At 63.2% G+C, this 26,607-nt stretch carries 31 protein-coding genes and 1 tRNA gene; 7 read left to right on the top strand and 25 right to left on the bottom strand.

Going from position 1 to position 26,607, the window contains the following annotated elements; all coding sequences use genetic code 11:
- Positions 1–53: 53 nt before the first annotated feature.
- On the top strand, positions 54–404 hold the full coding sequence (locus DKW65_RS00675; RefSeq protein WP_162925623.1) for a hypothetical protein: 351 nt from the start codon (positions 54–56) through the stop codon (positions 402–404).
- Positions 405–412: 8 nt separating this feature from the next.
- Here DKW65_RS00675 and DKW65_RS00670 read toward each other — a convergent pair whose 3' ends face one another.
- Positions 413–1,267 (bottom strand): ion transporter, encoded by an 855-nt coding sequence (locus DKW65_RS00670; RefSeq protein WP_111655440.1) that lies wholly within the window; start codon positions 1,265–1,267, stop codon positions 413–415.
- A 190-nt stretch (positions 1,268–1,457) separates the two neighbouring features.
- Here DKW65_RS00670 and DKW65_RS00665 point away from each other — a divergent pair, with 190 nt between their 5' ends.
- Entirely contained in the window at positions 1,458–1,688 is a 231-nt protein-coding gene (locus DKW65_RS00665) for a hypothetical protein (RefSeq protein WP_111655439.1), read from the top strand.
- A 27-nt stretch (positions 1,689–1,715) separates the two neighbouring features.
- On the opposite strand, the gene DKW65_RS00660 is transcribed toward DKW65_RS00665, so the two are convergent.
- Genes DKW65_RS00660 through DKW65_RS00650 form a run of 3 tightly spaced genes read right to left on the bottom strand, consistent with a single transcriptional unit; the run spans position 1,716 to position 6,775 of the window.
- On the bottom strand, positions 1,716–3,890 hold the full coding sequence (locus tag DKW65_RS00660; RefSeq protein ID WP_111655438.1) for an ATP-binding protein: 2,175 nt from the start codon (positions 3,888–3,890) through the stop codon (positions 1,716–1,718).
- Positions 3,887–6,097, bottom strand: a complete 2,211-nt coding sequence (locus DKW65_RS00655; protein ID WP_111655437.1) for a sensor histidine kinase — start codon at positions 6,095–6,097, stop codon at positions 3,887–3,889. Before DKW65_RS00655 ends, DKW65_RS00660 begins: the two co-directional genes overlap by 4 nt.
- Positions 6,098–6,124: 27 nt before the next feature.
- Entirely contained in the window at positions 6,125–6,775 is a 651-nt protein-coding gene (locus tag DKW65_RS00650; protein WP_111655436.1) for a response regulator, read from the bottom strand.
- Between the two features lie 263 nt (positions 6,776–7,038).
- Here DKW65_RS00650 and DKW65_RS00645 point away from each other — a divergent pair, with 263 nt between their 5' ends.
- A complete protein-coding gene (locus DKW65_RS00645; protein WP_111655435.1) occupies positions 7,039–7,476 on the top strand; it encodes a DUF3617 domain-containing protein in 438 nt (145 codons plus the stop codon).
- On the opposite strand, the gene DKW65_RS00640 is transcribed toward DKW65_RS00645, so the two are convergent.
- Genes DKW65_RS00640 through DKW65_RS00610 form a run of 7 tightly spaced genes read right to left on the bottom strand, consistent with a single transcriptional unit; the run spans position 7,442 to position 13,465 of the window.
- On the bottom strand, positions 7,442–8,023 hold the full coding sequence (locus DKW65_RS00640) for a glutathione peroxidase (protein WP_245932359.1): 582 nt from the start codon (positions 8,021–8,023) through the stop codon (positions 7,442–7,444). The two genes, DKW65_RS00645 and DKW65_RS00640, sit on opposite strands and share 35 nt — an antisense overlap.
- Complete coding sequence (locus DKW65_RS00635) at positions 8,020–8,691, bottom strand: GNAT family N-acetyltransferase (RefSeq protein WP_111655434.1); 672 nt, start codon at positions 8,689–8,691, stop codon at positions 8,020–8,022. Before DKW65_RS00635 ends, DKW65_RS00640 begins: the two co-directional genes overlap by 4 nt.
- Positions 8,692–8,747: 56 nt before the next feature.
- Positions 8,748–9,470, bottom strand: a complete 723-nt coding sequence (locus tag DKW65_RS00630; RefSeq protein WP_111655433.1) for a sulfite exporter TauE/SafE family protein — start codon at positions 9,468–9,470, stop codon at positions 8,748–8,750.
- Entirely contained in the window at positions 9,470–10,264 is a 795-nt protein-coding gene (locus DKW65_RS00625) for an SDR family NAD(P)-dependent oxidoreductase (protein WP_111655432.1), read from the bottom strand. Before DKW65_RS00625 ends, DKW65_RS00630 begins: the two co-directional genes overlap by 1 nt.
- Before the next feature lie 2 nt (positions 10,265–10,266).
- Complete coding sequence (locus DKW65_RS00620; protein ID WP_111655431.1) at positions 10,267–11,208, bottom strand: SDR family oxidoreductase; 942 nt, start codon at positions 11,206–11,208, stop codon at positions 10,267–10,269.
- Positions 11,209–11,213: 5 nt separating this feature from the next.
- Positions 11,214–12,128 (bottom strand): bile acid:sodium symporter family protein, encoded by a 915-nt coding sequence (locus tag DKW65_RS00615; protein ID WP_111655430.1) that lies wholly within the window; start codon positions 12,126–12,128, stop codon positions 11,214–11,216.
- Between the two features lie 2 nt (positions 12,129–12,130).
- Entirely contained in the window at positions 12,131–13,465 is a 1,335-nt protein-coding gene (locus DKW65_RS00610; RefSeq protein ID WP_111655429.1) for a flavin-containing monooxygenase, read from the bottom strand.
- Positions 13,466–13,581: 116 nt separating this feature from the next.
- On the opposite strand from DKW65_RS00610, the gene DKW65_RS00605 reads away from it, so the two are divergent.
- On the top strand, positions 13,582–14,553 hold the full coding sequence (locus DKW65_RS00605) for an AraC family transcriptional regulator (RefSeq protein WP_111655428.1): 972 nt from the start codon (positions 13,582–13,584) through the stop codon (positions 14,551–14,553).
- Here the strand turns inward: DKW65_RS00605 and DKW65_RS00600 are convergent.
- From DKW65_RS00600 to DKW65_RS00570, 7 genes are all read right to left on the bottom strand, one after another.
- Positions 14,550–15,815 carry a bifunctional O-acetylhomoserine aminocarboxypropyltransferase/cysteine synthase gene (locus tag DKW65_RS00600; RefSeq protein ID WP_111655427.1) on the bottom strand — a complete coding sequence of 422 codons (1,266 nt, stop codon included), beginning with the start codon at positions 15,813–15,815 and terminating at the stop codon, positions 14,550–14,552. The genes DKW65_RS00605 and DKW65_RS00600 overlap by 4 nt on opposite strands.
- Positions 15,816–15,901: 86 nt before the next feature.
- Positions 15,902–16,666, bottom strand: coding sequence for a helix-turn-helix domain-containing protein (locus tag DKW65_RS00595; RefSeq protein WP_111655426.1), 765 nt, complete (start codon positions 16,664–16,666; stop codon positions 15,902–15,904).
- Between the two features lie 111 nt (positions 16,667–16,777).
- Positions 16,778–17,272, bottom strand: coding sequence for an Mpo1 family 2-hydroxy fatty acid dioxygenase (locus DKW65_RS00590; RefSeq protein ID WP_111655425.1), 495 nt, complete (start codon positions 17,270–17,272; stop codon positions 16,778–16,780).
- A 70-nt stretch (positions 17,273–17,342) separates the two neighbouring features.
- On the bottom strand, positions 17,343–18,035 hold the full coding sequence (locus tag DKW65_RS00585; protein ID WP_111655424.1) for a helix-turn-helix transcriptional regulator: 693 nt from the start codon (positions 18,033–18,035) through the stop codon (positions 17,343–17,345).
- 101 nt (positions 18,036–18,136) lie between these two features.
- A complete protein-coding gene (locus DKW65_RS00580) occupies positions 18,137–19,003 on the bottom strand; it encodes a crotonase/enoyl-CoA hydratase family protein (RefSeq protein ID WP_111655423.1) in 867 nt (288 codons plus the stop codon).
- An 80-nt stretch (positions 19,004–19,083) separates the two neighbouring features.
- Positions 19,084–19,488: a CBS domain-containing protein gene (locus DKW65_RS00575; protein ID WP_111655422.1), complete on the bottom strand. Its 405-nt coding sequence runs from the start codon at positions 19,486–19,488 to the stop codon at positions 19,084–19,086.
- 71 nt (positions 19,489–19,559) lie between these two features.
- The gene (locus tag DKW65_RS00570) at positions 19,560–20,003 is read right to left on the bottom strand and encodes a Dps family protein (RefSeq protein WP_111655421.1); all 444 of its coding nucleotides are present in this window, start codon (positions 20,001–20,003) and stop codon (positions 19,560–19,562) included.
- A gap of 155 nt (positions 20,004–20,158) precedes the next feature.
- Here DKW65_RS00570 and DKW65_RS00565 point away from each other — a divergent pair.
- Positions 20,159–20,249, top strand: a tRNA-Ser gene (locus DKW65_RS00565).
- A gap of 46 nt (positions 20,250–20,295) precedes the next feature.
- Here DKW65_RS00565 and DKW65_RS00560 read toward each other — a convergent pair.
- From DKW65_RS00560 to DKW65_RS00550, 3 genes are all read right to left on the bottom strand, one after another.
- Entirely contained in the window at positions 20,296–20,673 is a 378-nt protein-coding gene (locus DKW65_RS00560) for a helix-turn-helix domain-containing protein (protein WP_245932358.1), read from the bottom strand.
- Positions 20,674–20,761: 88 nt separating this feature from the next.
- Complete coding sequence (locus DKW65_RS00555; RefSeq protein ID WP_111655420.1) at positions 20,762–21,103, bottom strand: helix-turn-helix domain-containing protein; 342 nt, start codon at positions 21,101–21,103, stop codon at positions 20,762–20,764.
- 85 nt (positions 21,104–21,188) lie between these two features.
- On the bottom strand, positions 21,189–21,977 hold the full coding sequence (locus DKW65_RS00550) for a crotonase/enoyl-CoA hydratase family protein (RefSeq protein WP_111655419.1): 789 nt from the start codon (positions 21,975–21,977) through the stop codon (positions 21,189–21,191).
- A 156-nt stretch (positions 21,978–22,133) separates the two neighbouring features.
- Between DKW65_RS00550 and trhA the strand changes: the two genes are divergently transcribed.
- Positions 22,134–22,781, top strand: coding sequence for a PAQR family membrane homeostasis protein TrhA (trhA, locus tag DKW65_RS00545; RefSeq protein WP_245932357.1), 648 nt, complete (start codon positions 22,134–22,136; stop codon positions 22,779–22,781).
- 122 nt (positions 22,782–22,903) lie between these two features.
- Entirely contained in the window at positions 22,904–23,506 is a 603-nt protein-coding gene (gene wrbA, locus DKW65_RS00540) for an NAD(P)H:quinone oxidoreductase (protein ID WP_111655417.1), read from the top strand.
- 6 nt (positions 23,507–23,512) lie between these two features.
- On the opposite strand, the gene DKW65_RS00535 is transcribed toward wrbA, so the two are convergent.
- The 4 genes from DKW65_RS00535 to DKW65_RS00520 form a co-directional block, all read right to left on the bottom strand.
- A complete protein-coding gene (locus DKW65_RS00535; RefSeq protein ID WP_111655416.1) occupies positions 23,513–24,355 on the bottom strand; it encodes a DUF6279 family lipoprotein in 843 nt (280 codons plus the stop codon).
- A gap of 35 nt (positions 24,356–24,390) precedes the next feature.
- Positions 24,391–25,065: a hypothetical protein gene (locus DKW65_RS00530; RefSeq protein WP_111655415.1), complete on the bottom strand. Its 675-nt coding sequence runs from the start codon at positions 25,063–25,065 to the stop codon at positions 24,391–24,393.
- 88 nt (positions 25,066–25,153) lie between these two features.
- Entirely contained in the window at positions 25,154–25,606 is a 453-nt protein-coding gene (locus tag DKW65_RS00525; RefSeq protein ID WP_111655414.1) for a gamma-glutamylcyclotransferase family protein, read from the bottom strand.
- A gap of 70 nt (positions 25,607–25,676) precedes the next feature.
- Positions 25,677–26,579 (bottom strand): MBL fold metallo-hydrolase, encoded by a 903-nt coding sequence (locus DKW65_RS00520; RefSeq protein ID WP_111655413.1) that lies wholly within the window; start codon positions 26,577–26,579, stop codon positions 25,677–25,679.
- Positions 26,580–26,607 lie beyond the last annotated feature (28 nt).

Raw genomic sequence — 26,607 nt, 5'->3', positions numbered from 1 at the left:
GCTGACATCATCGTTTACCGACACGATCACATGATCGTTAACCGGGTGTGCCCATGCCAAATCATTCGCTCAACAATGTGCAGCCCTTCCCCGGGAGTTCATCCTTCCCGGAAGCGAGCCTCACACCGCAGGAAATGGCCACCATCGATGACTGGCTGGATGCCCATGCCACGCCGGTAGATATCGACGGGCATGTTGTTTCCTCACCGCTGCTGAGCGATGACGTGGTCGCCTACCGTATTGATGGCGTGCTGGTCTGCGCCCGCAGCAGCGCCAGCATGCTGGGCCGCATGGCGCTGCAACTGGCCGGCCGCTATCACCTCGGCGACGACAGCATACGCCTGCTCACCGCCGCACTGCTTACCCTGCGCGCTGAACTGTGCCAGCAACCGCATCAACTCTGATCCGTGAATCAACCCTGATCCGTGAATCGACTCTGATCCGACGACACACGCGACTCCAGCAGCGCCACTTTCTGCTCAACTGAACGCAACAGGTTCAGCATCTCCTGCCGCTCGTCATGCGCACGCTTGTTTTCCAGCTCCCGCTCGGCGCGCAATTCGGTTTCATGCACTTCCTGCGTCGCGCTGACAATAATCGCAATAAACAGGTTCAGCACCATGAAACTGGAAATCAGAATAAAGGGTACGAAAAACACCCAGGCATAGGGGTACTGCTCCATCACGGGCCGGGCAATGCCCATTGACCAGCTCTCCAGCGTCATGATCTGGAACAGGCTGTAGATACTGGCGCCCAGCGTGCCAAACCAGTCCGGGAACGACTCGCCGAACAGCTCCGTGCCCATCACGCCGAAGATATAGAACATCATCAGCAACAGGGCCGCCGTCCAGCCAATACCGGGCAGCGAATGCATCAGCGATTCCACCAGCATGCGCAGCCGCTTCACCGACGACAGCAGGCGCAGCACCCGCAAGATACGCAGGCTGCGCAGGATCGCCAGTGGCCCGGAGGTCGGTGCCAGTGAAATGCCCACGATCAGGAAGTCGAAGATATTCCAGCCGGAGCGGAAGAATCGCGGGCCGAACGCCACCAGCTTGACCAGAATCTCCACCACAAACACCAGCAGGATGGCGCCATTGAGCAGCGCCAGCAGCTCACCGGCCGCCGCCCGCGCCGTGGCCGAGGTCTCGACCCCCAGCACGATGGCGTTGACGACGATCAGCGCGGTGATGAAGTGCCGCACCGCCGCCGACTCGATCCAGTCACCCAGTCGCTCACGCCACCCGTTCAGTACCAGCGTATTCATGCCGTGCCTCTCCGCTTGAAACCATCATGCCAACGGCGCGCAGTATATACCGGCTACCGGGGCATGTGTCGCGACCTGACACGCTGCGCCTGAGCACCATGCCGGGTGACGGCCATCCCCTGAACGGGTGATAGGCGGCTCACCCGCCCAGGGGCCAGACTGACAGTCCACCTTGTCCAGGAGAGAACCCATGTATCGCACTCTTGCTCTGTTGCTGTGTGTCACGCTGAGCGGCGTGGCGCAGGCGGATGACCGCCAGCGGGGCGACCGGGAGGCCGAACGCCCCGGGTATGCCGAGGAACGGGCGGAGCGGCAGCAAAGCCGACAGCAGCAGCGGATTGATCGCCGGGTGAACAAGGAAACCGACGACGCGACTGACCGCACCGTGGATCGTGCCCTGGATCGCCTGTTCCGCCGCTGATGGCGCGCCCGGCGCACCTGCCGGGCGTCAGACCTGGCCCAGCGGGATATCGGCAAACAGCCGGGCCTGCTGCTCATCCAGTTCGAAGCTGAACCGACCGCCGAGTTCTTCGGCGCGGGTACGCATGTGGTTGAGGCCGCGCCCCGCCAGCACATCACGTTCGATCGCCATCTCTCCCACCCCGTCGTTGACCACTTCCAGGGTCAGACCCGAGGCGTCCCCGCCGACCCGCACCGTAATCCGCGACGGGGCCGCGTGACGAAACGCGTTGGTCAGGGCTTCAGACAGAATGCGCCGCACATTGATGTTATGCCGCACCGACAGGTCGGCGCCCTCGGCATTGACGTTCTGCAGCCACTGCAATGGCACCCGCATCTCGCCACACCGGGCCCGGCACTCCATCTGCCAGTCTTCCAGGCCATCACTCAGGCGGCTGCTGGCGCTGTGATCCAGTGCCTTCGAGGCCTCGCGCAGCGATTGCAGCGCATTGCGCGCCAGGCCTTCCTGGCGCTCATCCGGCGCGTTGCGCAGCAGGCTGAGGATGCGCCCCCCTACATCGTCATGCAGATCACGGGCAATGCGCTGGCGCTCGGCTTCCGCGCCAAGTTCGCGTGCACGCACCGCCTCCACGGCCTTGTCCGTCAGATCACGCAACAGGCGGGCCACGCGCAGGTCCTCGGGGTTGAACAGGCGGCCGCCGCGATCCGGATGCTCCAGCATCAGATCCGCATCGGCGGGCGTCAGCGCGCGCAGGTAAAGCCGGGCGCCATCCTCGGATACGGCAATATCCCCCGCCACCGGCATGTGCACGGCGCAACATTGCAACGGATTGAACATGCGTCGCAGCAGATCAGGCCAGGCGCTGCGAATGCGCGCTTCGCTGTCGGCAGCGAACAGGTTGTTGACCAGCTGCCGCAGTGTGGTGTCCAGCGGACGCTGGTCGGAGCGACCGAGCAGGCCCATGAGCCACTGACGCAATGGGAAGTAGACCCAGCCGGCAATCGCCAGTGACAGCAACAGCGCCATCCCCCCCGCCAGCCCGATCACGAACACCAGCAGGGCGTCCAGTGCCAGCACCAGCACACCGCCGAAGAACCAGTGCCAGGTGCGGAACCACCAGCGTTCGACATGAAACAGGCGGTAGCGATGCAGGCCCGCCGCCAGCCCCAGATACAACACCAGCACCGACGCCAGACTGATGACCAGCGGCACCGCTCTTGTCCCCCCCACGGCAGCGGGGAGCATGATCAGGGCAATCATCAACAATGAGCCCACGAAGATCGAGAGGAAGCACCATTTCAGCGCTGCCCGCTCCAGCGGGTGACCACGGGTCGCGCGCCATTGCAGGCCCATGATGATGATACCGCAGACGAACCCCCCCAGGATGGTACTGTAAATGGTGTACTGCGGCCCCGGGGTAAACTGCAACTGATCCGCCACCCAGGCGGCAAGTCCCAGCAATACGCCGATCATCGGTACCGGCGCACGCCCCAGACGTATCGGGTAAACCCAGAACAGCACCGACAAGGTGGCACACACCATCAGCACAGCAAGGTGATTGACGGACATCAGCGCGGCAATCACGTTACCGGGCAAGGCCAGTTCACGGCCGCCATAAGAGGCCAGTGTCAGCGTAGTGGCGAACAGTGCGACACCGGAGGCGGCAAACAGGCGCGTTTCGGTCCGTTGCGGGTTATAGACCCAGATACCCAGCGCCACCAGCAAGGCCACCCAGCCGTACAAGCCATGCAGCAAGGCGTAGGTCATGGCCGGGGACCACCAGGGCTGGTCCACCTGCAACTCGATCCGGGCACCCTGGTCGGTTTCCACAACCAGCGGGGGATCAGCCAGGGCCTGCCAGAGCAGACTCTGTTCACGCAGGAAGCGGTTATAGCTGGCGTAATCCAGCAGGTCAGGGTCTTCAATCAGCGTGTCGTTATGCAGCGGCACCCGAACACCATCACGCCATACCGCCACCAGCACCGTGCCCGCACTGATCCTCGATATATTCGGCGAGTTGGGCTGCAGGCTCTGGACGCGCACGCCCGGTGCCTCCTCGGTCTTGACCAGGTCCAGCCCCAGGTACGGCGTGGTGGCCACCCACAAGGTGCACAGCAGGGTGGCCAGCAACGCCAGCATGCACAGCAGCAGAAGTTGCGTGCGCGGCGCCAGAAGCCCCGGACGGTTGATGATCGAGCTCACGAGGTCACCCCGGACAAGGGCACATTGGCGCGCAGACGGGCGACGTCGTCAAACAACTGGAAGCTGAACATGCCTCCCAGTTCTTCCGCGCGAGTCCGCATGTGATTCAGCCCGCGCCCCGCCAGCACGTCCACCTCACCACCGTCCCGGTCGCCCACCACCACGCCGTTGTTGATGACTTCAATACCCAGTTGCCCGCCATCGCCGGTGATCTCCACGCTCACGGTTTCCGGCACGGCATGCCGGAAGGCATTGGTCAGCGCTTCCGACAGGATACGGCGGATATTGATGTGATGACGGATACTGAGGGTGCTGTCTCCGGCGGGCACGGCCTGGCGCCACTGCAGGGGAATACCCATGTCCTGGCAGCGGGACTGGCACTCCGCCCGCCAGTCATCGAGGCTGTCATCCAGCCGACAGATCGCCGCGTCGTCCAGCGCGTGCATGGTTTCACGCAGGGATTGCAGGGCATTGCGGGCCAGATTCTCGAAGTGTTCGTCTGGCGCATTGCGCAACAGGGTCAGGATTCGCCCGCCCACATCGTCGTGCAGGTCACGCATGATCCGGTCGCGTTCAGCGCGTGCGGCCTCGATCTCTGCCAGGCGCACGCGCATGATGCGTCTGGACACCATCAGCAATCCGCTGGCGTGCTCGACATCCCCGGGGCCATACAATCGCCGCCCCCGATCCGCGAAGTTCATGCGCAAGGCGCCGCGGCCGGTGAGTAACGGCACATCCATCGCGGCACCGTTCTCGCGAATGCGGGGCCCCGTCAGGTACTCGTCCACGAGCGTAATGCCCGCCGGCTCGTAGAGGCGTTGCAGCAGACGCCGCCATTGCCGGTCGGCCGTGCCCGCCGCCACACCGCTCGATATGGTCTCCACCATTTCCACCAGGCTATTTTCCGGCGAGGCGTTGGCGGTGCCGGACATCGCCTGCCAGGCCCATTGGCGCAACGGAAAATACAGCCACCCCGCCGCCACCACCGCAACACCCAGGGCAACCACCGGCTGCATGCCAAGAATAGCCATCAGGAAGAGATCAAACACCACGACGGCCAGCCCACCCATGAACCAGGCCCACACCCGGAACCACCAGCGCTCCAGATCAAACAGCCGATAACGGGTCACGCCGAAGGCAAACCCGATATACAGGGTAGACGCCACACCGACCATCGCGGCCTGCGGAAAGATCGTGTCGCCGGTCAGCGCGATGGGCACAAAATAAATCGCCAGCCCCAACCCCATGGCAATGAAGATCGACAGGAACAACCACTTCAGCGCCGCCCGATCCAGCGGCTGCTCGCGCGACAGACGCCACTGACTTGCCGCCGCTACCGTACCGGCCAGATACAGCAACATCACCGGCACATAGTACGCATGCAGCGGAAACTCATAACCCTGGAATATCTCATTGAGCTGATACACCAGCAGCAGCCCCACCAGTACCAGCCCGGCGGGCAGGCGCGTCAGGCGACGGGGGTAATACACCAGCAGCAGCAACAACGACACCAGCATCAGGGCCAGCCCGATGTTGTTCAGGCGAGACAGGAACAGGAAGCTGCTTTCCGGCAGGGCAAGTTCGCGCCCCAGATAAACACTGTTAAACAAGGTCGCCATGAAGAACCCGGCACCGGAAAGGCAGAGCAGACGTGCCGGCAGCTGACGCGGACGCGCGCCCCACACCGCCAGACTGATCGTCCAGGCGATCATGCCGAACAGATTGAACAGCCAGAAATCCGCCGGCACGCTCCGCAGGGGCCTGTCCTCCTGCAAGGGTACGCGAACCTTGCGGCCTTGATCATCCAGCAGCGTTGCCGCCTCACCCTGCAAGGCCGAGGCAACCAGGCCCTCCCGCTGGATATAGGCGTTGTGCTCTGCATAGGTGGGAAAGGAAGGCGGCTCCTGACGCGGCACAAAATCCCGCAGAGAAATTTCCTGTCCGGTCGCCGGGTGCACCAGAGCGACAATCACCTGGCCAGTCTGCAGGCTCGGGGGCGCTTCGCTGAAAGGAGAGATTCTGTGGACGACCGGATAGCCGTTTTCGCCGGCCACCAGGGTGACCCCCATCCAGGGCTGCCCGAGCACCGCGAACAACGCCAGCAGCATGAGCAGCAGCGCGAGCACGGCGCCCACCAGCATGGCCGGCAGAGGGGCCAGACGACGCCGTTGTCGGTGCCAGCGTGCCTCCACAGCCGCCTCGGACATTGCGTGACTCCGATTGACCCCCGGCCGCTAGCGGCGAGGCTGTGACTGCGGAACAATGCCCATCTGTACGGCTTCGAGGGTGGCTTCAGCACGCCCCGACACGTTCAGCTTGCGATAGATGGACTTGATATGGCTGGCAGCGGTATTCACCGACACGTTCAGCAGCTCGGCAATTTCGCTGCGCCCCAGGCCCTTGGCCAGCAGCAGCAACACTTCCACCTCGCGCTCGGAAAGCGGGTTTTCCACCGCCCGTACCGGCGCCTGCTGGAAATGCCGCAGAATACGCCGGGCGATGGCCGGGCTCAGGGGCGGGCGACCGCTGGCAATACCGCTCAGGCTGTCCACCATCACCTGGCGCGGCTGATCCTTGAGCAAATAACCGTTGGCGCCCGCCTGCAGGGCATCGAACAGATGTCGATCGTCATCAAAGATGGTGGTGACCACCAGATAGGTTTCCGGACTGGACTCCTGCAGGGATTGCAGCAACTGCATGCCACTGCCGTCCGGCAGGCTCAGATCCACCAGGGCCAGCGATACCGTACGCTGCTTGAGCAACGCGCGCGCCTGCTCCAGCGTCCCCGCCTCCAGCAAATCAGGCGACGCGAAGGCGTCCCTGACGATCCCGGCAAGCCATTGGCGGGTTTCTTCGTGGTCTTCCACGATCAGTACTGTCTGCATGGGTCAGTCCCTGCGTCTCGATTTATTCACGTTCTTTGTCCCCGGGACCATTGTTGCCGCTGGATACGCGCATCACAAGGAGCATGAGGGACGACGGCCGGTGAACCAATGCCCCAAATGGGCTAACCGCGCGCCGCATACGGCATGGTGGCACTTTGATATCATCCCGCAAGCCCCGAGGCGGTTACCCCGTAAAGGGTATTCAAGCCGTGCCGCCGAACGGGTAGGCTCGGTATGACAACGACAACGATCCGGAGCCCCTTATGCGTTTTCCCTCTACCCTGCTCGCCCTGACCGGCCTGCTGGCCCTGCCCTTCACAGCCAGCGCCGCCGACCCGAACATCCAGCCCGGCGAGTGGGAATACGCGAACGTCACCGTCATGACCATGGGTGACCAGAAGATGCCGCCGCAGGAGGACAGTCACCGCGAGTGCGTGACGGCAGAAGACCTGCAGAACATCGACCTGCTGGCCGGTGAAGGCATGGAAGGCTGTGAAGTGAAGAACATGAACATGCAGCGCTCGCGCATGCGCTACACCGTGAGCTGCGCGGCTGATGACGGCACCCGCTACACCATGAATGCGGACATGCGCATGAACGGCACCACCTCAGAGGGCGTCATCAAGGGCGACATGGACACGCCCATGGGCCCGATGAGCATGCACATTACCGTGTCAGGACGTCGTCTCGGCGATTGCTGAAATCGGGCAGCACTGACTCCACCGCACTCACCAGCCGGGCGTCCTGCGGGGCCACCTGGCTGGGGAACTGCGCGACCACCTTGCCGTCGGCATCCAGCAGGTACTTGTGGAAATTCCAGCGCGGTGGTGTGCCCGCCTCAGCCGCCAGCAAACGGAACATCGGGTGGGCACCGCTGCCACGCACGGACTGCGGTGACGTCATGGTGAAGGTCACGCCGTAGTTGGCATAACAGACCTCGGCCGTTTCTGCCTCGTCACGCGCTTCCTGATTGAAGTCACCCGACGGCACACCCACGATCTCAAGGCCACGATCACGGAAGCGCTGGTACAGCGCCTCCAGCCCTTCGAACTGGCCTGTGAAGCCGCAGAAGCTGGCCGTATTGACCACCAGCACCGGCTGGCCCGCCAGATCACACAGATTCACGTCTTCATCGGCATGCAGCCGCTTGAAGGTGTGATTCAGCGTATCCGGACAGTCCGCGCCCTGAGCGAAGGCTGCCGACGCCAGCAACGTCAGCCCTGCACACCATGCTCGCCACCGTTTCACCGTTGTTGTCCGCCCTGCCGCCCACTCTGGCTCTCAAGTATCCCGGTATCGCCGCCATCACCCTGTGAAGAGACCGATGGCAAACCGCGGGTCCAGAACTGCATCGGCTTGTCCGTCTGCGCGGCATCACCGATATCACGCCACGGAAAGTGCGTCAGCATGCCCGGCTGCCGCTGGTAGCCGCGCCCCTGCCAGAAGGCATCCAGGGGGCGATAGTGAGCCGGACGCGCCGGGTGGTCTGCCGGGCGCTGCACGGCACAGAAGGTGGTGATGGCAAACCCGTGCGCGTGCGCAAAGGCTTCCCGCGCATCAAAGAAGCGGTGTCCGAGTCCGTGCCCCCGATAGCGGGCATCAAGCACCGACTCGCCAAAGTAGAAGACGTCCTCCAGGGCCACACCACGCGCGGCAAAAGGCGCCTGAAACTCGACCTCAGCGTCCCGCAGAGGCAAGCCGCTGGACGCGCCAATCACCTGGTCACCGTCAAGGGCCAGCACCATCAGACTGCGGGGCGACGCCGCGTACATGCCCAGGTATTCGCGCTCGTAGGCTTCACTGCCTTCATACAGGTAGGGCCACTCGCGAAACACCCGGATGCGTAGCCGCGCCAGCGCGTCCAGCCACGGCCGCAACGCCTGGCCAGAGACGGTTTCAATGTTGATATCAGGCATGGCTGTCCCCGAAAAATGCAGCATCAGGTGGCAGTATAACAAGCCCGTACCGGCGTTCAGACCAGCAGGGCGAACCCGGTCACCAGCAGCATGGCGAACACCAGCTGGCGGAAGCGCTGCTCATTGACCCGGTGGTGCAACCACTCGCCCAGCAAGACCCCGACCACCAGCAACGGGATATACCACACCAGCTTCGGGGCCGCGCTCGCCAGGCTGCCATCCAGCAGGAAGATCAGCGTCAGCAGGCTGTTGAGCGTGAACCAGACCGCGATCAGTGTTGCCCGAAAGCGCGCCTTGTCCAGGCGGGTGCCCGCCAGCGCGTACACCAACAGGGGGCCACCGGAGGCAAACAGGCCATGGGTCAGACCCGCACCCAGCATCAGGCCTCGGGTGACGCCTGCCGGGTGGGCGCGCGGCACATGGTTGTTGGCCATCCGCCACAGCTCGCGCCCGGCAAACCAGATAATCAGGACGCCAAAGGCGATCTGCAGCAGGCTGGCACTCAGCCACGGGCGCACCAGATACCCGGCCAGGGTGCCTGCCGCCATCAGCGGCAGGATCAGGCGCAGCAGCGTCGGCCAGTGGATAGACCGCCGATGACGCACGCTCAGGTAACCACTCATGAGAATGTTCAGCGGCACCAGCACCGGCAACAGCGCCGGAATCGGCAGCAGGATGGCGCCCAGCGACAGGGCGATGACGATGCTGCCGAAACCGGTTACGGCTTCAATCGTGTAGGCCACCAGAATGAACAGCGCCAGCCATAGCCAGGGATCCATTACTGCTCCAGTTCCACGGCGAATTTCTTCATCATGATGCGCTGATACAAGTCCGGGGCGATACGCCAGAGCAGAGCACCAAACACCGACAGGCGGTCCGAGTAGACGCGTTTGCGACGCTGCACGCAGGCCGCAACAATGCGTTCCGCCATCCAGTCGGCGGATTTCATCTTGCCCACCATGGAACGCGCATGGCGTGCCGGTTTGCCGTCAAAACCCAGTGCATGTTGCTCAATGGGCGTATCGATAAAGCTCGGATAAACCATCAGCACATGCACGCCGTGGCGTTGCTGTTCGCAGCGAATCACCTCGAAAGATTGCGCCAGTGCCGATTTGGCGGCGCAGTAGGCGGTACGGCCGAGCACCGGCATCCAGCCCGCCATGGAACCCACGTTGACCAGTGTGCCCCGGTGCGCCTGCACCTGCGGCAAGGCGCGCAGCGCCAGCTCCAGCGGCGCCTGCCAATCCACCTGCATGACCTTGCGCAGTACGGCCGGGTCCGTCTTTTCAGCCAGGGAGCGGTGGGTGATGCCTGCGTTGTTCACCAGAATGCGTACGCCACCGAACGTGCTCGCCGCCTGCGCCACCAGCGCCTCCTGATGCCGTGCATCGGTGATGTCCCCCGCCAGCATGGCAACCCGTTCTGGCGTGCCCAGCGACGCCACGCGCTGCGCCAGCAGTTCGCCGTTCATGTCGGCCAGCAACAGATGCTCACCACGGCGATGGAAAACCCGCGCCATTTCCCAGCCCAGGCCACCGGCGGCGCCGGTAATCAGTACACAGCCCTTGTCCATGCTCACAGGTCTCCTCGCGCTCGTGCGTGTTCGATGTAGTAGCGAAAGGTTTCTTCCGATGTTTTTTTCGGCGAGTAGCCAAATTCTTCTTTCAGGCGCCGGTTGGACAGCACCGGACGATAACGCAGAAAATTGATCTGCTCCGGCCCATAGCGCCCTATCCTCAACAATTGGCCCCACCACAGTGCTGTCCGGATCAGACTGGCAGGCAAGGTACGGACCGGCTTGCCCAGCAGTGCGGCGATCTCGTGGATGGTCAGGGCACCGTCACCGGCCATATTGAATATGCCAGCACGGTCTTCGCGGATACCGAATTCCATGGCGCCGATCACATCCTCATCCCAGATGAAGACAAACGGAGAATCACTGCCGCGAATGGCCAGCAACCGCTTTCCGGTGAACAGGTTGGTAATCAGATTGCGTGTCTCCGCACCCAGAATCGTGCCGGGGCGAAAAATCAGCTGGCGCAGACCCGGGTGCTGCTGGCGCTGATCCGCCAGCATGGCCTCGATACGCCGCTTGTGGTCGGCATAGGGCATGTCGGCATTGCCGCGCAGTGCGTCCTGCTCATCAATCCAGGCCGGATTGTCGCCGTAATACCCGTAGGCCGCGCCAGAGCTGGTCACCGTGAGATGCCGCACACCGGCACGCACACAGCAATCGATCACGTTGCGGGTGCCGTTGACGTCGATATCGTAATCCAGCGCACGATCGCCGGTCGTCTCCAGCACCGAGGCCAGATGCACGACATGGGTGATGCGCTCGCTCACCATCAGATCGCGCAAGGCCGGGTCACGGATATCCATGACCGAAACAGGAAAGCCGAGATCATCCCGGCTGCGGATATCGGTGCCGATCACCGGATAGTCCGTGGCCAGGCGCGCGCCCAGCAGGCTGCCGACGTAACCGGCCGCGCCGGTGATCAGAATGCGTTTTTCAGTCATGTTGCTCACCCATGTAGTGCAGACTCCCGGGCCGCGCGCGTGCGCGACCACAACAAGGCCAGCGTCAGTCCGGACACCAGATGCCACACGCCCCAGAAGGCCGTGATCAGCATCATGCCCCCGGCTTCCGGGAAGAACGTAAACAGAATCACCAGCCCCAGGCCGGAGTTCTGGATGCCCACCTCCATGGTGACGGCGCGGCGATCGTTGACCGGCAGGCGCAGCAGTCGGCCCATGCCGTTGCCCAGGCTCAACGCCAGCAGGTTATGCACCACGACCAGCCAGAAGAAGGTGTGGAATCGCTCGATAAAGAGGTCGAAGTTATTACTGAAGGCAATCCCTACGAACGCGAGAAACACCAGCAACGCGGCAATGCGGAACGGCTTCTCACTGCGCGCCGCCAGACCGGGAAAACGCCGCCCGACCCACATGCCCAGCACCAGCGGCACGGCCAGCACCAGCGTCACCAGCAACAGGATGCTGAGCGGGTCCAGCGCTATCGACGTCAGAATCTCGCGGGTATGCGGGTTGAGGTACCCGTACAGCGCGAAATTGAACGGCGTCATGATGGTCGCCGCCAGACTGGACACTGCGGTCATGCTCACCGACACGGCCACATTGGCGCGGCCGATCCAGGTCATGATGTTGGAGAAGCTGCCCCCGGGGCAGGACGCCACCAGGATCATGCCCAGTGCCAGCTCCGGGTCGACACCCAGCCACCAGGTGGCCAGGCAGGTCACCGCCGGCAACAGCAGAAACTGTGCCACCAGCCCGGCGGCCGGCGCCACAGGGGCTCTCAGCACCCGCCCGAAATCTTCGGTACGCAGGTTCAGTGACACCCCGAACATCATGCAGGCCATGATGACGTTCAGCAGGATCAGACTGGCCGGGTCGAATTGTATCGGCAAGGGCCCTGACATGATCAGGCCATGCGTGCGCTACGGGAGGAAGTCCCCGACGCCGCCATATCGCGTTTCAGGGCATCGCGATAGCGCTGCATGGTGTCGCGGTAGGTGTCCTTGTGCACGTAGTAGGCCATGCGCTCCAGCTTCAGGTAGCTGTAGCCGCCGTCCAGCACGTTTTCCGCTTCGCGACGCTTTATCTCCTTCAGCTTGAGGGCTTCCGGGCTGCCTGCTGCCAGCTGGCGGATAAACAGCGCCACCATTTCGGCCTGCTCATTACGGCCTTCCCAGCCCAGCCCGGCCGCCTCGATCATACCCATCATGAACAGGTTGTCGTAATCCGGATGGAAGACATTCATGTACAGGTGCGGCGCCCCCGCGTCCCGGGGCCAGTTCAGGTGCTCCCGTTCGATAAACGGATAGTGCAGCTTGTAGCCCGTGGCCATCAGGATGATGTCGTAATCGGCCTGTTCGCCGTCGGTAAACGTCACCGTGTTGCCCTTGATGTCACTGATATCGCGGCGCGCACGAATATCGCCGTGCCCCAGATGATGCAGGATCAGCGAGTTCATCACCGGGTGGGATTCATAGATGCGGTAATCCGGATCGGGCAGGCCGTACTGCGAGGGCTTGCCCATCACGGCACGAATCAGCTTGCCATCAAGCCATTGCTTCATACGCCGCGGCAGCTTGAGCTTGCCGCCCAGGGTATCGATGGGCTTGCCGAGCAGAAACTTCGGCAAGAAGTAGTAACCCCGGCGCACCGACAGATCAACACTGCGCGCATGATGCACCGCATCCACGGCGATATCGGCGCCGGAGTTGCCGCAGCCCACCACCAGCACGCGCTGTCCGTCGAAGGCGTCCGGCGCACGGTATTCGCTGGAATGCATGACCCGACCGGCAAAGTCCCCCGGCAGCGCCGGCATGTTGGGGTGGTGCAAGGTGCCATTGGCGATCAGCACGCCCTGAAAGTGTCGGGTGCGCACCTCTTCGCCACAGCGTGTGCTGACCAGCCAGCCCTCACCGTCCGGTTCCACCGCCAGCACCCGGGTATCGAATTCGTAATGCCGGTACAGATCGAAGTGGCGCGCATAGTCACGGAAGTACTCGCGCAGCGCGTCGTGCCGGGGATAGGAGGCCACTTCGGGCTTCATGGGGAATTCGGCGAACTCGGTCATGGTTTTCGACGAAATCAGATGGGCCGTCTCGTACATGGTGCTGTGCGGATTGTCGATATCCCACAGCCCGCCGACATCGCTGTTGAGTTCGAAGCCGGTAAAGGTAATCCCGTATTTGTCGAGATTGCGGGCGGTAGCCAGACCCATGGGCCCGGCGCCAATGACAGCGTACATGGGGCCTCCTTCTTGTTATGCTCTGTGAACGTGAAATCAGGGTAGGCCATTGCGCCAGTGCTGTACCGGCTCGATCGGGACCGGCGCCGGTTAATTCGAGACGTGCAGGAACACCGATGTCGAGCAACCCCACCATTACGCTGCGTTTCAGTCAGGCCGTGGTGCAGGCCGCCCAGCGCCTGGGTGTCGCCCTGCCCGAAACCGCACTGGGCAAGCTGGACCCGGGACAGGACCGGGTGCCGCTGTCGGCCCAGGATGCCATCTGGGAAAGCATCTGCGCTGCCAGCGAGGACCCGCTGATCGGCCTGCGGCTGGGGCTGGAAATTCAGGTGGGTCATCTGGACAGCGCTGGCCTGATGTTGATGAGCTGCGACACGCTGGGTGATGCTGTGGACACGCTGCTGGAGTATTTCCCGATCATCAGCGAGGGCAGTCATTTCGATACCCGCCTGGAACGTGGCGGCTTGCGGCTGCGCTATGTGCCCGGTTACGACACGGCACTGGAGGTGCGCGCCGAGGCCGTGCTGGGTTGTCTGGTGCACCTGTCGCGCTGGATCACCGGCGAGCGCTTTACCCCGACCGGCATCCACCTGCGCCATGGACAGCGCGATAACGCCTCGCGCTATACCAGCCTGCTGGGCTGCCCGGTGCGTTTCGACTGCGAGGAGTACAGCCTGCTGCTGAACGACGAGGACCTGGCCATCCCGCTGATCCAGGCCAATGCGGCCATGCGCGAACACCTGCGCCAGGTCGCCGATGAAATGCTGGCCAGCCTGACCGAACAGAGCCTGGCCGCCCAGGTGGAGACGCTGATTCGCAGCCACCCCCACTGGGGCAAGGAACGGGTTGCCGAGCAACTGGGCATCAGTGGCCGCCATCTGAACCGGCGGCTGGCCAATGAAGCCAGCTCCTTCAAGCTGCTGCGGGACGCCGCGCTCTACCAGATGGCCGAGCAGCGGCTGCGCACCGATCAACGCCTGGCAGACATTGCCGAGGCGCTGGGCTTCTCCGACGAGAGCGCCTTTGCCAAGGCGTTCCGCCGCTGGGCCGGAGAAAGCCCGACACGTTTCAGGGAGCGTTTGACCTAGGCACTTAGCGCCTGCTCGATATCCGCCAGGATATCGTCGATATGCTCGATCCCCACGGACAACCGCACCATGTCGGCACTGACCCCGGCACTTTTCAGCTCTGCGTCGTTGAGCTGCCGGTGGGTGGTGGTGGCCGGGTGGCAGGCGAGTGATTTCGCATCGCCGATATTCACCAGACGCTTGATCATCTGCAAGGCATCGATAAAGCGCGCCCCGGCTTCCTTGCCGCCCTGGATGCCGAAACTGAGGATAGAGGCAGGGGTGCCCCGCGTGTAACGCTGCGCCAGCGCATGATAGGGATCGTCCTTGAGGCCCGCGTATTTCACCCACACCACCTTGTCATGACCGCGCAGGTACTCCGCCACCTTTTGCGCATTTTCGCAGTGCCGTTCCATGCGCAACGGCAGGGTTTCGATGCCTTGCAGGATCAGGAACGCATTGAAGGGGGACAAGGCGGCGCCCATGTTGCGCAGCGGCACCACACGCGCACGGCCAATAAAGGCCGCTTCACCCAGCGCTTCCGTGTAAACCACCCCATGGTAGGACGGGTCCGGCTCGTTGAATTGCGGAAAGCGCGGATTGTCCTTCCACGGAAACCTGCCGCTGTCGACGATGATCCCGGCCACGGTGGTGCCGTGCCCGCCCATGTACTTGGTCAGTGAGTGAACGACAATGTCTGCGCCGAAATCGATCGGCCGGCACAGGACCGGCGTCGCCACCGTGTTATCGACGATCAAGGGCACGCCATGCCGGTGCGCCATCTCCGCCAACGCCGTCAGATCAACGATGTTACCCGCCGGGTTGCCAACAGATTCACAGAAGACCGCGCGCGTGCGGTCGTCGATCAACGCTTCCATGGCCGCCGGATCGTCACCGCTCGCCATGCGCACCTCGACACCCATGGTCGGCAAGGTATGGGCAAACAGGTTGTAGGTGCCGCCGTATAGCTGGCTGACGGAGACGATGTTGTCCCCTACTCTGGCCAGCGTCTGGATCGCCGCCGTAATGGCCGCCATCCCGGATGCCATGGCCAGGGCACCGATGCCACCCTCCATTTCCGCCACCCGCTGTTCCAGCACCGCATTGGTGGGGTTCATGATGCGGCTGTAGATATTGCCCGGCACCTTGAGATCAAACAGATCTGCGCCGTGCTGGGTATTGTCGAAGTAATAGCTGGTGGTCTGGTATACCGGCACCGCAACCGCATGGGTCTCCGGATCGCCTGCAAAGCCACCATGGATCGCGACAGTATCGAGTTTCATAACATCCCCTGGTCATCTATTCAGTGTGGAAACGCCCCATAGACTACGCCAGCCCGCCTCGGCAAGGCCATGGCGGCTCACAGGAATCAGTGCGCGGCGGCGCAGCGGCAGATCCGGAATTGCCCGGTACCGATATAGACTGACGGCAAGGCGTCAAACATGTCTCGGGCGGTGCGCACCAGATGCGGCTGGTCATAGAAGCCCGCTTCCGCCGCCAGGGTCGACAGCGTCATGCCCGGCTCCCAGCGCGCCACGGCACGGGTGATCTTCAGATACAGCAGGAAACGGCGCAGGGTCACGCCGGTCTGCTCGCGGAACAGATGGGTCAGTCGCGACGCCGACAACCCCACCCGGGCCGCCAGGGCGGTGGCATCCAGTTTTTCCGGCAGGGTCTCGCGCAGGTAATTGCAGATGTCCGCCACCCGGGCATCCAATGGCAGCGGGGAGGCGCCGGTGGCGGTCAGCAGTTGTGCCATATTGCCGGACAGCGCCCCGCAATCGTTGCTGCGGGCCAGCGCCCGGGCAAGCCTCTCGGGCAGGGGCAGATCCGCCGAGGGCCGCCCGGCCAGGGTGCCCGCCAGGCGGCGCCAGGCATCACTGTCGGGGTCCAGCTGCGCCACCAGCATGGTGGTCTGCCCCGGATTCAGGGCCTGGGCCACGTCCGGCGCGACCACCGCCGCGCGGGTCAGACGGCGCTCGCCCTCCACTTCCAGTTCGAAGTCGCCGTCCAGACCCAGCAACAGGGAGGCACTGACATGCCGATGCGTCTTGTTGGCGGGCAGGTGGCCAAGCAGCATCCAGCGGTCATGCCACAGGAACAGGGTTCCGCTTACCGGGGTGGTGTCCGTCACAGGCAATCCGTGGCTGTCGGGCAGGAACCCCGAGCATAAACAATTCAAGCGGGAGGCAGTAGCCACCGCCCTTCAGGTACCTGAAGGGCGGCATCGGGCGGTGCGGCGGACTTAGTGGCCAGCCGGGCGGGGTACGCGCAGGCCCAGCTTGTGAGCCACCTCGAACGTGACGAAGATCGGGCCAATCAGCAGAAAGACCAGATCCTCCACAAACGAGGGCTTCTTGCCTTCCACCTTGTGACCCCAGACCTGCACGGCCCAGGCGGCCACCCAGACCACCAGCGAGATCCAGAACAGCGACCAGCCTGCATTCTGGATGGCGATGATGCCCCACACCGACACGGCGAACCAGGCCACCATCATCAGGAATACACTGAAAGACAGGCGCAGATACACCACACCCGAGATCACCCCGAGCAGGGTGGCACCGTTGACCCAGTAAGCGGGGCCGGCATCCAGGCCCAGCCAGCGACCGATCGGCACCAGCCACAACAGGCCCAGAGTGGAAAACAGGATCGCGGGCACACAGATGATATGCACCCACTGGTTCACCGGGTTGCGGTGACTGTCGCCATAGTCGTCGAGAAATTGCTGCAAGTTACGCATGGTCGTGCCCTCGTTATGCTTATGACGGCCATGCTAGGCCTGCGAGGGGCCCTTGCCTTGTATGCAACCGCTACCGCTCATCACAGTCCGGCATCTTCATTTCCTTCTGCCATTCCCGCACCAGCGTTGCCCGGCGACGCGGATAGGCCTCGCCGGGGATGCGCAGGGTGCGGATCCGATCCAGGCGGAAATGGCGGAATTCCGCGCGCAGCTCACACCAGGCAATCAGCACCCGCGCACGCTCGAAGAAAGCCAGCATGATCGGCCACACCACCCGCTCACTGTCTTCGCCGTCGGCACGGGTATAGCTCATGTGCACCCGGCGTTCCCGGCGTATCGCTTCGCGGATCTGACCCATGAACGCCGACCCCCGGTCTTCCACGGGGGAGGCCCAGAGGCCGATATCCTCGATACGGTCGCGCAGGTCTTTGGGCGAAGCCGTGGCGACCTTGGCCAGCACATTGCGTGCTGCCCGCACCAGCTGTTCATCGCCCTGCCCGGCGACCCAGCTGGCGCCCAGCACCAGCGCTTCCAGCTCATCATCGTCGAACATCAACGGCGGCAGGAAGAAGCCGGTGCGCAGCACATACCCCATGCCGGCCTCACCATCGATGCTCGCGCCAAGCCCGATCAGGCTCTGGATATCACGATAGATGGTGCGCACCGACACCGACAGCTCATCCGCCAGGGTCGCCGCCGTCACCGGCAGCCGCCGGCGACGCAGTGCATCCATCAGACGAAACAGACGTTCCGTGCGGTCCATTGAACGGCGCTCCAGCAGTAAACACGCCTGGCATCTTATCCCTACATGCTGACACATTATGGCAGCAGGAAATCAACTCGCCCTCCTGGATGCCGCGCGCTTTAGCGCAAGGGCGGCTCCGGCCAGAAATCGAACTGGTCGGGCACCGACTCGGACACCCGGGCCGTGAACACCGGCTCACGCTTTTCCAGGAATGCCTTGAAGCCATCGCGGCCGTCCTGGCGTTCGCTGGTGATGTACATCAGTCGGGAATCCACGGCATGGGCATGCATCGGGTGATCAAAGTTCGGATTACGCCAGAGCATCTGCCGGGCCAGCGCCAGCGACACCGGCGAGGTCTTGTGCATCAGTTTGCGTGCCAGCGCGTAGGCCGCCTCCAGCACCTTGTCTTTGGGTTCCAGATTGCGGAACAGCCCCTTCTCCAGGCCCTCTTCGGCGCTGAATATCTCACCGGACAACACCCACTCCATGGCCGCCTGCATGCCCACCAGACGTGGCAGGAACCAGGACGAACAGGCTTCCGGTACGATGCCGCGCTGGCTGAATACGAAGCCGATCTTGGCGCCCTCAGCCGCAATGCGGAAATCCATGGGCAGCGTCATGGTGATGCCCACGCCCACGGCAGCGCCATTGATGGCAGCGATCACCGGCTTCTTCGAACGATACAGCGCCAGCGACAGTTCGCCGCCGGAATCACGGATCTCGTTGATGTTGAGTGTGTCGCCCTGGGGGGTGTCGTAACCGAAGATGTTGCCCTCTTCGCGTTCCAGTTCCATGCCGGCACAAAAGGCACGCCCGGCACCGGTGACCACGATGACACCAATGTCATCGTCGGCGTTGGCCCGCGCCAGCGCATCCAGCATCTCGGTGCGCATCTGCAGGGTCCAGGCATTGAGGCGATCGGGGCGATTCAGGGTCAGCGTCAGAATGCGATCACTGACGTCGTAGCGGATATCCTGATAGTTCATGTGGGTCCTCGGGCAGGCCAGGGGAAACCCCGACCTTACCAGAGGCGCCACCGCAGGCGTAGCGCCAGCGCATCGTGCCGTCAGCTGTTGCCGCGGTTGTTCTTCAGGGCCGTGAGCACCTGGCTACGCATCAACAGGCCCACAAGGCGGCGACGTTCGTCCACCACCGGGTAGATCTTCGGCTTCTGCTTGATCATCTGCTCTGCGATATCGACGACCGACCCGTCCAGGGATACCGTCAGCGGCTCGGCATGCATCACGTCCTCGACCTTGGGATCGCCCTCGGCATGGTAGCTGGACACCAGCATACTGCGCAGGCAGTCCTGCTCCGACACGAAGCCCACCACCTGCTCCTGATCGTTGATCACCGGCAAGCCGGACAGCCTGTGTCGCAGCAGGGTATCTACCGCGTCAGACAAGGACGTGCCCCCGGAGATCGCTGGTGGATGCTTCGCCATGACATCCTTTACCAACAGGCTGCTCATTGTTTGGTTCTCCTCGTTGCCAACCCTGTTTCCGGGCTTCTCGTCCTTTGACTATACATGCCTGCGGTGAATTACCCCAGATGCGCGGACAGCATCCAGACGGCCTTCTCGTGCACCTCGATACGCCCGCCCGCCAGGGAGGCTGTCCCCTCGTCATGGTGTTCCTGGGCAATCCGCAGCACACGATCAGCCTGCTCGGCCACCGTGCGGTGATCGGCGGCCAGCTCGGCCAGCATGGCCTCGGCGTCGGGCTCGCCCTCGGCATCCTTCACCGCTGACAAGCGCGCGAATTCGGCATAGCTGCCGGGCGCACGCTGCCCCAGCGCCCGGATGCGCTCGGCGATGGTATCCACCGCTGTCGCCAGTTCGGTGTACTGCTCCTCGAACAGCAGATGCAGGGCGTGGAAATGCGGCCCCTTCACGTTCCAGTGGAAATTGTGCGACTTCAGATACAGGGTGTAGCTCTCTGCCAACAAACGTGCGAGTGCTGCTGCCACTTCCGGATTGCGATTCATTGATGAACCTCCTGTCGGAACAATGAATGGTGTATCCGTAACGGTACGCCCGGGGGCAAGGCAGTTCAAAGCCATCAAACCTTATTTAACAATAGGATGGGGCTATCAAGGAGCCTCTCGTGCGGGGCCACATTTACCGCTACAATGCGGCCGCTGGAGAGGTGGCTGAGTGGTTGAAAGCGCACGACTCGAAATCGTGTTTACGTTCATAGCGTAACGAGGGTTCGAATCCCTCCCTCTCCGCCATTTCCCGTCACTGATCGCCCTTCAATCATCACCCCACGACAGGCGCTCAATATTTCTTCAATAGCTTGGCTATTTCGATCAACAGGGCGCGTTGCTCGGCCTTGAGCACACGAAAGTGACGTTGAAGGCGAGTCAGATCGGCATTCCAGGGTTCACGGGGTTCGGCAACACCACGCACCTGTCGCCGTTGTTCGATTTCGATATAAAGCTCCGAGACACAGGAATCCATGGCACCCACAAGGGCCTCGAGTAATGCAATGGAGGGCTGTTGCAGACCACGCTCGATGCGTGACAGATTGCTGGCGTCCGTACCCGCGCGGAAGGCGACGTCTTCCAGCGTTTCGAAACGACCTTCGCGTCTTTTTTTAAGAATCTCACCGATATGCATGGCGCGATTTTCCGAACCCACGCTCCACTGCGCCATGCAAATTCGCCAACCGGATTTATAATGCTTGCGTTAGCCAACAATGATATCACTATGCCATCACTGTGCGCAGGACGCCGATGAACGGTCAGTGCCTCTTGAGCAACTTGGCCATATCGATCAGCAAGGCACGATGGGGTGCTTCGAGTTCGCGAAAATGACGCTGCAGGCGCATCAGGTCCACACCCCAGGGTTCGCGCGGGTCTTTCGGCGGGCCACTCTGGCGGGCTGACTCCAGATCGATATAGAGCTCGGAGACCCGCGTGCCCAGCGCGGCGGCCAGGCTTTCGAGCAGCGTAATGGAAGGTTGTTGCAGGCCGCGTTCGATACGCGACAGGTTGCTGGCGTCAGTGCCCGCTCTGAAGGCAACATCCTCCAGAGTCTCGGTGCGCGCTTCGCGCCGCTTTTTGAGTATCTCGCCAATCTGCATGGCAGCGATTGTGCGAAGCCCCGTACGGCGGCACCATGCGCTCGCGGCACTCGTTTTTCATTATAGGTTGCGGTCAACGCAACGCTCAACTGAAGTCGCCGTGCCGACCCTGCCCCGTGCTGAAACGACCAGCTCCGGCCACGGTTTCCCCTGACGACAATGTCGTCAGGCCATGCCTGAACTCGTTCTCAAGGGCCGCGGGCTCATCAAGTCCCCATTGCTCCAGCGCGCTGCGCCGATCACCGCGCAAACAGGTTTGCGGAAAAGCGGCAATCTCCCGGGCCAGCTCGCAGGCCGCCGCCAGCGCCTCACCAGCGGGCACCACCCGGTTGGCGAGTCCTATCTGCAACGCTTCCTGTGCCGCCACCGGGCGGCCCGTCAGAATCAGGTCCATGGCCCGGCTCATGCCGATCAGGCGTGGCAGACGCACCGTGCCGCCATCAATCAGCGGCACGCCGAAACGGCGACAGAATACCCCGAAGGTGGCCGTCTCGGCCGCGACACGCAGGTCGCACCAGAGCGCCAGCTCCAGCCCCCCCGCCACACAGAACCCCTCGACCGCGGCAATCACCGGCTTGCCGAGCGCCATGCGTGAAGGCCCCATGGGTCCGTCGCCTTCCGGCTCCAGCCGGTTGCTCTGGTCACCGCTGGCCACCGCCTTGAGATCTGCACCGGCACAGAAATGCCCGCCAGCGCCGGTCAGCACCGCCACCGCCAGACTGTCGTCGGCATCGAACTCGCGGAAGGCCGCCGCCAAGGCGGCAGCGGCAGGGCCGTTCACGGCGTTGCGCGCCGCTGGCCGGTTCAGCGTAATCAGCATCAGCGGCGTCTGCCGCTCGATCAGAACCAGGGGGGCATCATCACGATCAGTCATGGCGGGCAGGGCTCCTGTCAGGCGATGTGCCCAAGTCTAGGGCATGGCGGCCCCGCCTGTCTGGCGCCGATGGCTGACAGGTCATCTGACAGGCTTGGTGGCGGTCACACTGCGGTGCTACGCTGCATGCACCGCATTTCAATACAGGTGTACAGTTTGCAAGACGCGTATTCCCCGCTGGAGGAAAACCTCAACAGCCTTACCCACGGTATCGGGGCCGCACTCAGCGTGTTCGGTACCGCGCTGCTCGTGGTACTGGCGGCACGTCAGGGTGATCCCTGGAAGATCGTGAGCTTCGCCGTCTTCGGCGCCAGCCTGACCCTGCTCTACCTGTCTTCAGCGCTCTATCACGGCTTTCGCAACGAGCGACTGCGCGCCATCTTCAAGATGCTCGATCACTGCGCCATCTTTGTGTTGATCGCCGGCAGCTACACGCCGTTCCTGCTGGTCAACATGCGCGGGAGTACCGGCTGGATCCTGTTCGGTGTCATCTGGGGGCTGGCATTGACCGGCGTGGCCCTGAAACTGGCCTTCGGCCATCGCTACAAGATCCTGCGCGTCGTGATCTATCTGCTGATGGGTTGGCTGGTGCTGTTCGCCTCCGGTGAATTGCTGGCCAGCATCAACAGCACCGGCTTCTGGTTACTGCTGGCGGGGGGCATCACCTACACCCTGGGGGTGGTGTTCTATCTGGTGCATCTGATTCCCTTCAATCACGCCATCTGGCATCTGTTCGTGGTGGGCGGCAGTGTCTGTCATTTTCTGGCGGTCTATTTCGGCGTACTGCCCCACACCGGCGTCTAGCCTGATTGATCTAAAAAACTGAACAATCCGCCCCACCCGGCCCCGTGTATCCGCCTCAGGCAACGACTTAGGCTGCGCGCATCAGGTTTCCACTCATCTCGCACAGCAAGGAGTTGCCGATCATGGCCAAGATTCTGGTTCTTTATTACAGCACCTGGGGTCACATCGAAACCATGGCTGACGCCATCGCCGAGGGTGCCCGTGGCGTGGCGGGCACCGAGGTCACGATCAAGCGCGTGCCGGAGACCATGCCGGAAGACACCATCAAGGCCATTCACGCCAAGACGGACCAGCAGGCGCCGATCGCCAGCCCGGATGAACTGGCCGATTACGATGCCATCATCTTTGGCACCCCGACCCGCTTCGGCAACATGGCCGGGCAGATGCGCAACTTCCTCGACCAGACCGGCGGCCTGTGGGCAGGCGGCAAACTGATCGGCAAGGTCGGCAGCGTGTTCATTTCCACCGGCACCCAGCACGGCGGCCAGGAAACCACGATCACCTCTTTCCACACCACGCTGTTCCACCATGGCATGGTCGTGGTGGGCGTGCCCTACGCCTGCCCTGCGTTGACCAACATGGATGAGATTACCGGCGGCACCCCCTACGGCGCTTCAACGCTGGCGGGCAGCGACGGCAGCCGCCAACCGAGCGCCAACGAGCTCGAAATCGCGCGCTTCCAGGGCAAACACGTGGCCGAGATTACCGCCAAACTGGCGGGCTAACGCACCTCAACCACGTTGCCCGACATTGCGCAGCGCCTCTTCATAGCGCTGCAGCCGCGACACCGCCCTTTCGCGTTGTCGCGGCGTCAATGTCGCGTTCAGGTCGAGCAGACACTGACGCATCACACGCAGCCCCTGCCGTTGCAGCATGCGGATCTCATCAGGGCGCTGATCCGGGTCGAGCAGCCACCGTGCCTGGTAGTACGCCGTCAAGCTGTCTTGCTCTGCCCCGGCCTCCAGAACGCCCACCAGCTCGCGATTTTGCTGCTGACGCCAATCCCGCTGCCGATGCCACGCCTCCGGCATATCGTCCAGGCAGCCTGCCAGTAATGTCTGCTGATCCGCCTCCAACCGACCCGTCCAGCGCGTAACGCTGTCCTCCAGCCGACGTTGTCGGGCGTCGCGATCCCGGTCGGCTTCCTCGGCCAGTTGTTCATCAAGGCGCCGGGACAGGGTGTTGATCTGCTGGCCATCGAGCTGCACCAGCACCGCCACGATGTCGGGAATCGCGTCCCCCGCGACGCGCTGACTGAATTCAAGAAGATCCTCCATGGCCGTCGCCAGCGACCGATCATGCGGCGGCGCCGACAGCCCCTCGGCAAGCCCCTTGAAGACCTCGGCGAGCTCCAGCGCCCGCTGCCTGCCGGGGCCATCGCGATAGGTCTGGATACGCTGGCGCACGTCACGACGCTGCGTCGCATCCAGGTCCATCAGATTTGCCGCCCACCGGGCCGCGAGCCAGTCGCCCCGCTCATAGGCCAGCTCCACACGATCGCAGCCAGCAAGCAGGGCCAGCGCCAGCAGCCAAAGGCCGGCGTATTGGAGAGGTCTGGACGGATTCTTCTTCATTGGCAGAGGTTAGCCGCCAGCGTGCGAGGTTCCGGTCAAGGGAAGCGCACCAGCAGACCGGCCTGCCCCGGCATCAGCCACCAGTCCGTGGTGTAGCTGATTTGCTGATCGCCGATCCGCAGGGCCCGGGCCTGGAAACGGCTGGCCTGGCGCGGTTCGGTGCGAATGCGGGCTTCTGTCACCAGCATCCCGGATGCGAAGTTGAGCCAGCCGTCCCGGGGCCGGTCATCGCTGACACCGATGGCCAGGCCACCCGCTGCATTGACCAGCAGCGGCGCCACCCGGGCACGCCAGCCCTGGCGCCGCATTTCCTCGATTTCCAGATCCGCCATGGCGGCCCGCGCCGCCTGAAGGTCCGGGGCACTGCCGTCGCCCGGGTCCAGCTGCCGCCAGCGGCGGGCATGACTGGGCGGGCTGAGCAACACGTCACCGAACGCCAATGCCGACTTGATGGCCGTAACATGGGCGTCGTAACGGGTCTCCCGATTATCGGTGCGATCGGCCTGCACCAGATACACCGCCGTGCCCGTGGCATAACCGGCCAACCAGAAAGTGCGCCAGTAGCGCTGATGCTGCGCGCCTTCCGCCAGCGTTTCGCCCAGCATGGCCGCCTCCTGCGCTTCGTTCTCCCACGGGGTAGGCTGGCCGTGTCCCCACAGAGGCCATAGCGTCACCAAGGCCATCAGGCCATAAAACGAAGCACGGGTCATAGCGCATTTCCTGTCTTGTTTTATCGGGCAGGCCCAGCGTGGCACAGCCTGCAGAATACGTGTACAGCAGTTTGTGATGCAGCGCGACTCAGGGCGACACCTCCCCGCCGGTGATGCGCTGGTAAACCCAGGCATCACTGCCATCTTCCAGCGTCTTCCTCACTCGCTCATAGCGGATACCCAGCCGTTCGTAACGATCCAGCCGGGCCAGTTCGCGGGCATCGACCTCCACCACCACGCCGTCCGTAGAGGCCGACAGGTCAGGCAGGATATCCAGCCCTTCGCGCCGATAGCCGGGCAGCGCCGCCGGGCGCGCCTCCCCAGCGCGCCCCATGACCAGGCGCCGCACCCAGGGGCGTGTCAGTGTGCCGTAGGCAAACACCTCGTGCGGGTGCTGCGCATCAATCGCAGGCAGGTCCGGAGGCGGGTTATAGCCGAAGGGGCTCAGCAAGGTGAACCAGAGATAGAAAAGCAGCAGCACAGCGGCGGTCAGGACCAGCAGCAGTGCACGCTGCAGGGCACGGGCAACAGAGCGGGGCATAGGCCATCCTGCGCGGCGGGTTTGCACCGCATGTTACACAGGATGACCCGGGGGGCTGCAACCGCATGGGTCACAGCCGGTTCACTGGCACCTTCAGGTAGACCACACCATTGTCCTCGGCGGGCGGCATTTGTCCGGCCCGGATATTGACCTGGATCGACGGCAGAATCAGGCGCGGCATCTCCAGTGTGGCATCGCGCTGCTCGCGCATGACCACAAACTCCGCTTCGCTGATGCCTTCACGCACATGGATATTGCTGCGCTTCTGCTCACCCACCGTGGTCTCGCAGCGGTGTTCACGGTCAGTCGGCGGATAGTCGTGGCACATGAACATGCGCGTGTCGTCCGGCAGCGCCAGCAGCTTGTGCACCGAACGGTACAGCGTGGCCGCGTCGCCGCCGGGGAAATCGCACCGCGCCGTGCCGACATCCGGCAGGAACAGGGTGTCCCCCACAAACAGCGCATCGCCAATCAACCAGGACATGTCCGCCGGGGTGTGACCGGGCGTGTAGATCACCCGCCCCTCCAGCTCGCCGATCCGGAAGGTTTCGTTTTCAGCGAACAGATGGTCGAAGTGGCTGCCATCACAGAGAAACTGCTTTTCCAGATTGAAGACTTCACGGAAGATCTTCTGCACGTCACGGATCTTTTCACCAATCGCGATCTTGCCACCCACCTGCTCGCGCACGAAGGGCGCCGCCGACAGGTGGTCCGCATGGGCATGCGTCTCCAGAATCCAGTCCACCGTCAGCGCTTCCTGGCGCACGAAATCCGCCAGACGCCGGGCGCCTGCCGTGTGAGTGCGGCCGGACTTGTTGTCGAAATCCAGTACCGGGTCGATGATGGCAGCGTGGCCGCCGCGCTGGTCATAGACCACGTAGCTCCAGGTTTCCGTGTCGCGGTCCAGAAAGGGCTTCACCTGCGGGCGAGCCGTTGCCGGGGCGCTTGTCTGTGTTGGCGTCTGTGCTGCCATGAGGCCTCCTGTCATGAATGGCCGGATG

This window comes from Isoalcanivorax indicus, assembly GCF_003259185.1.
GTDB lineage: Bacteria > Pseudomonadota > Gammaproteobacteria > Pseudomonadales > Alcanivoracaceae > Isoalcanivorax > Isoalcanivorax indicus.
Note: the sequence above shows the minus strand (reverse complement) of the source record. Positions and strands in the feature narration are given on the sequence as shown.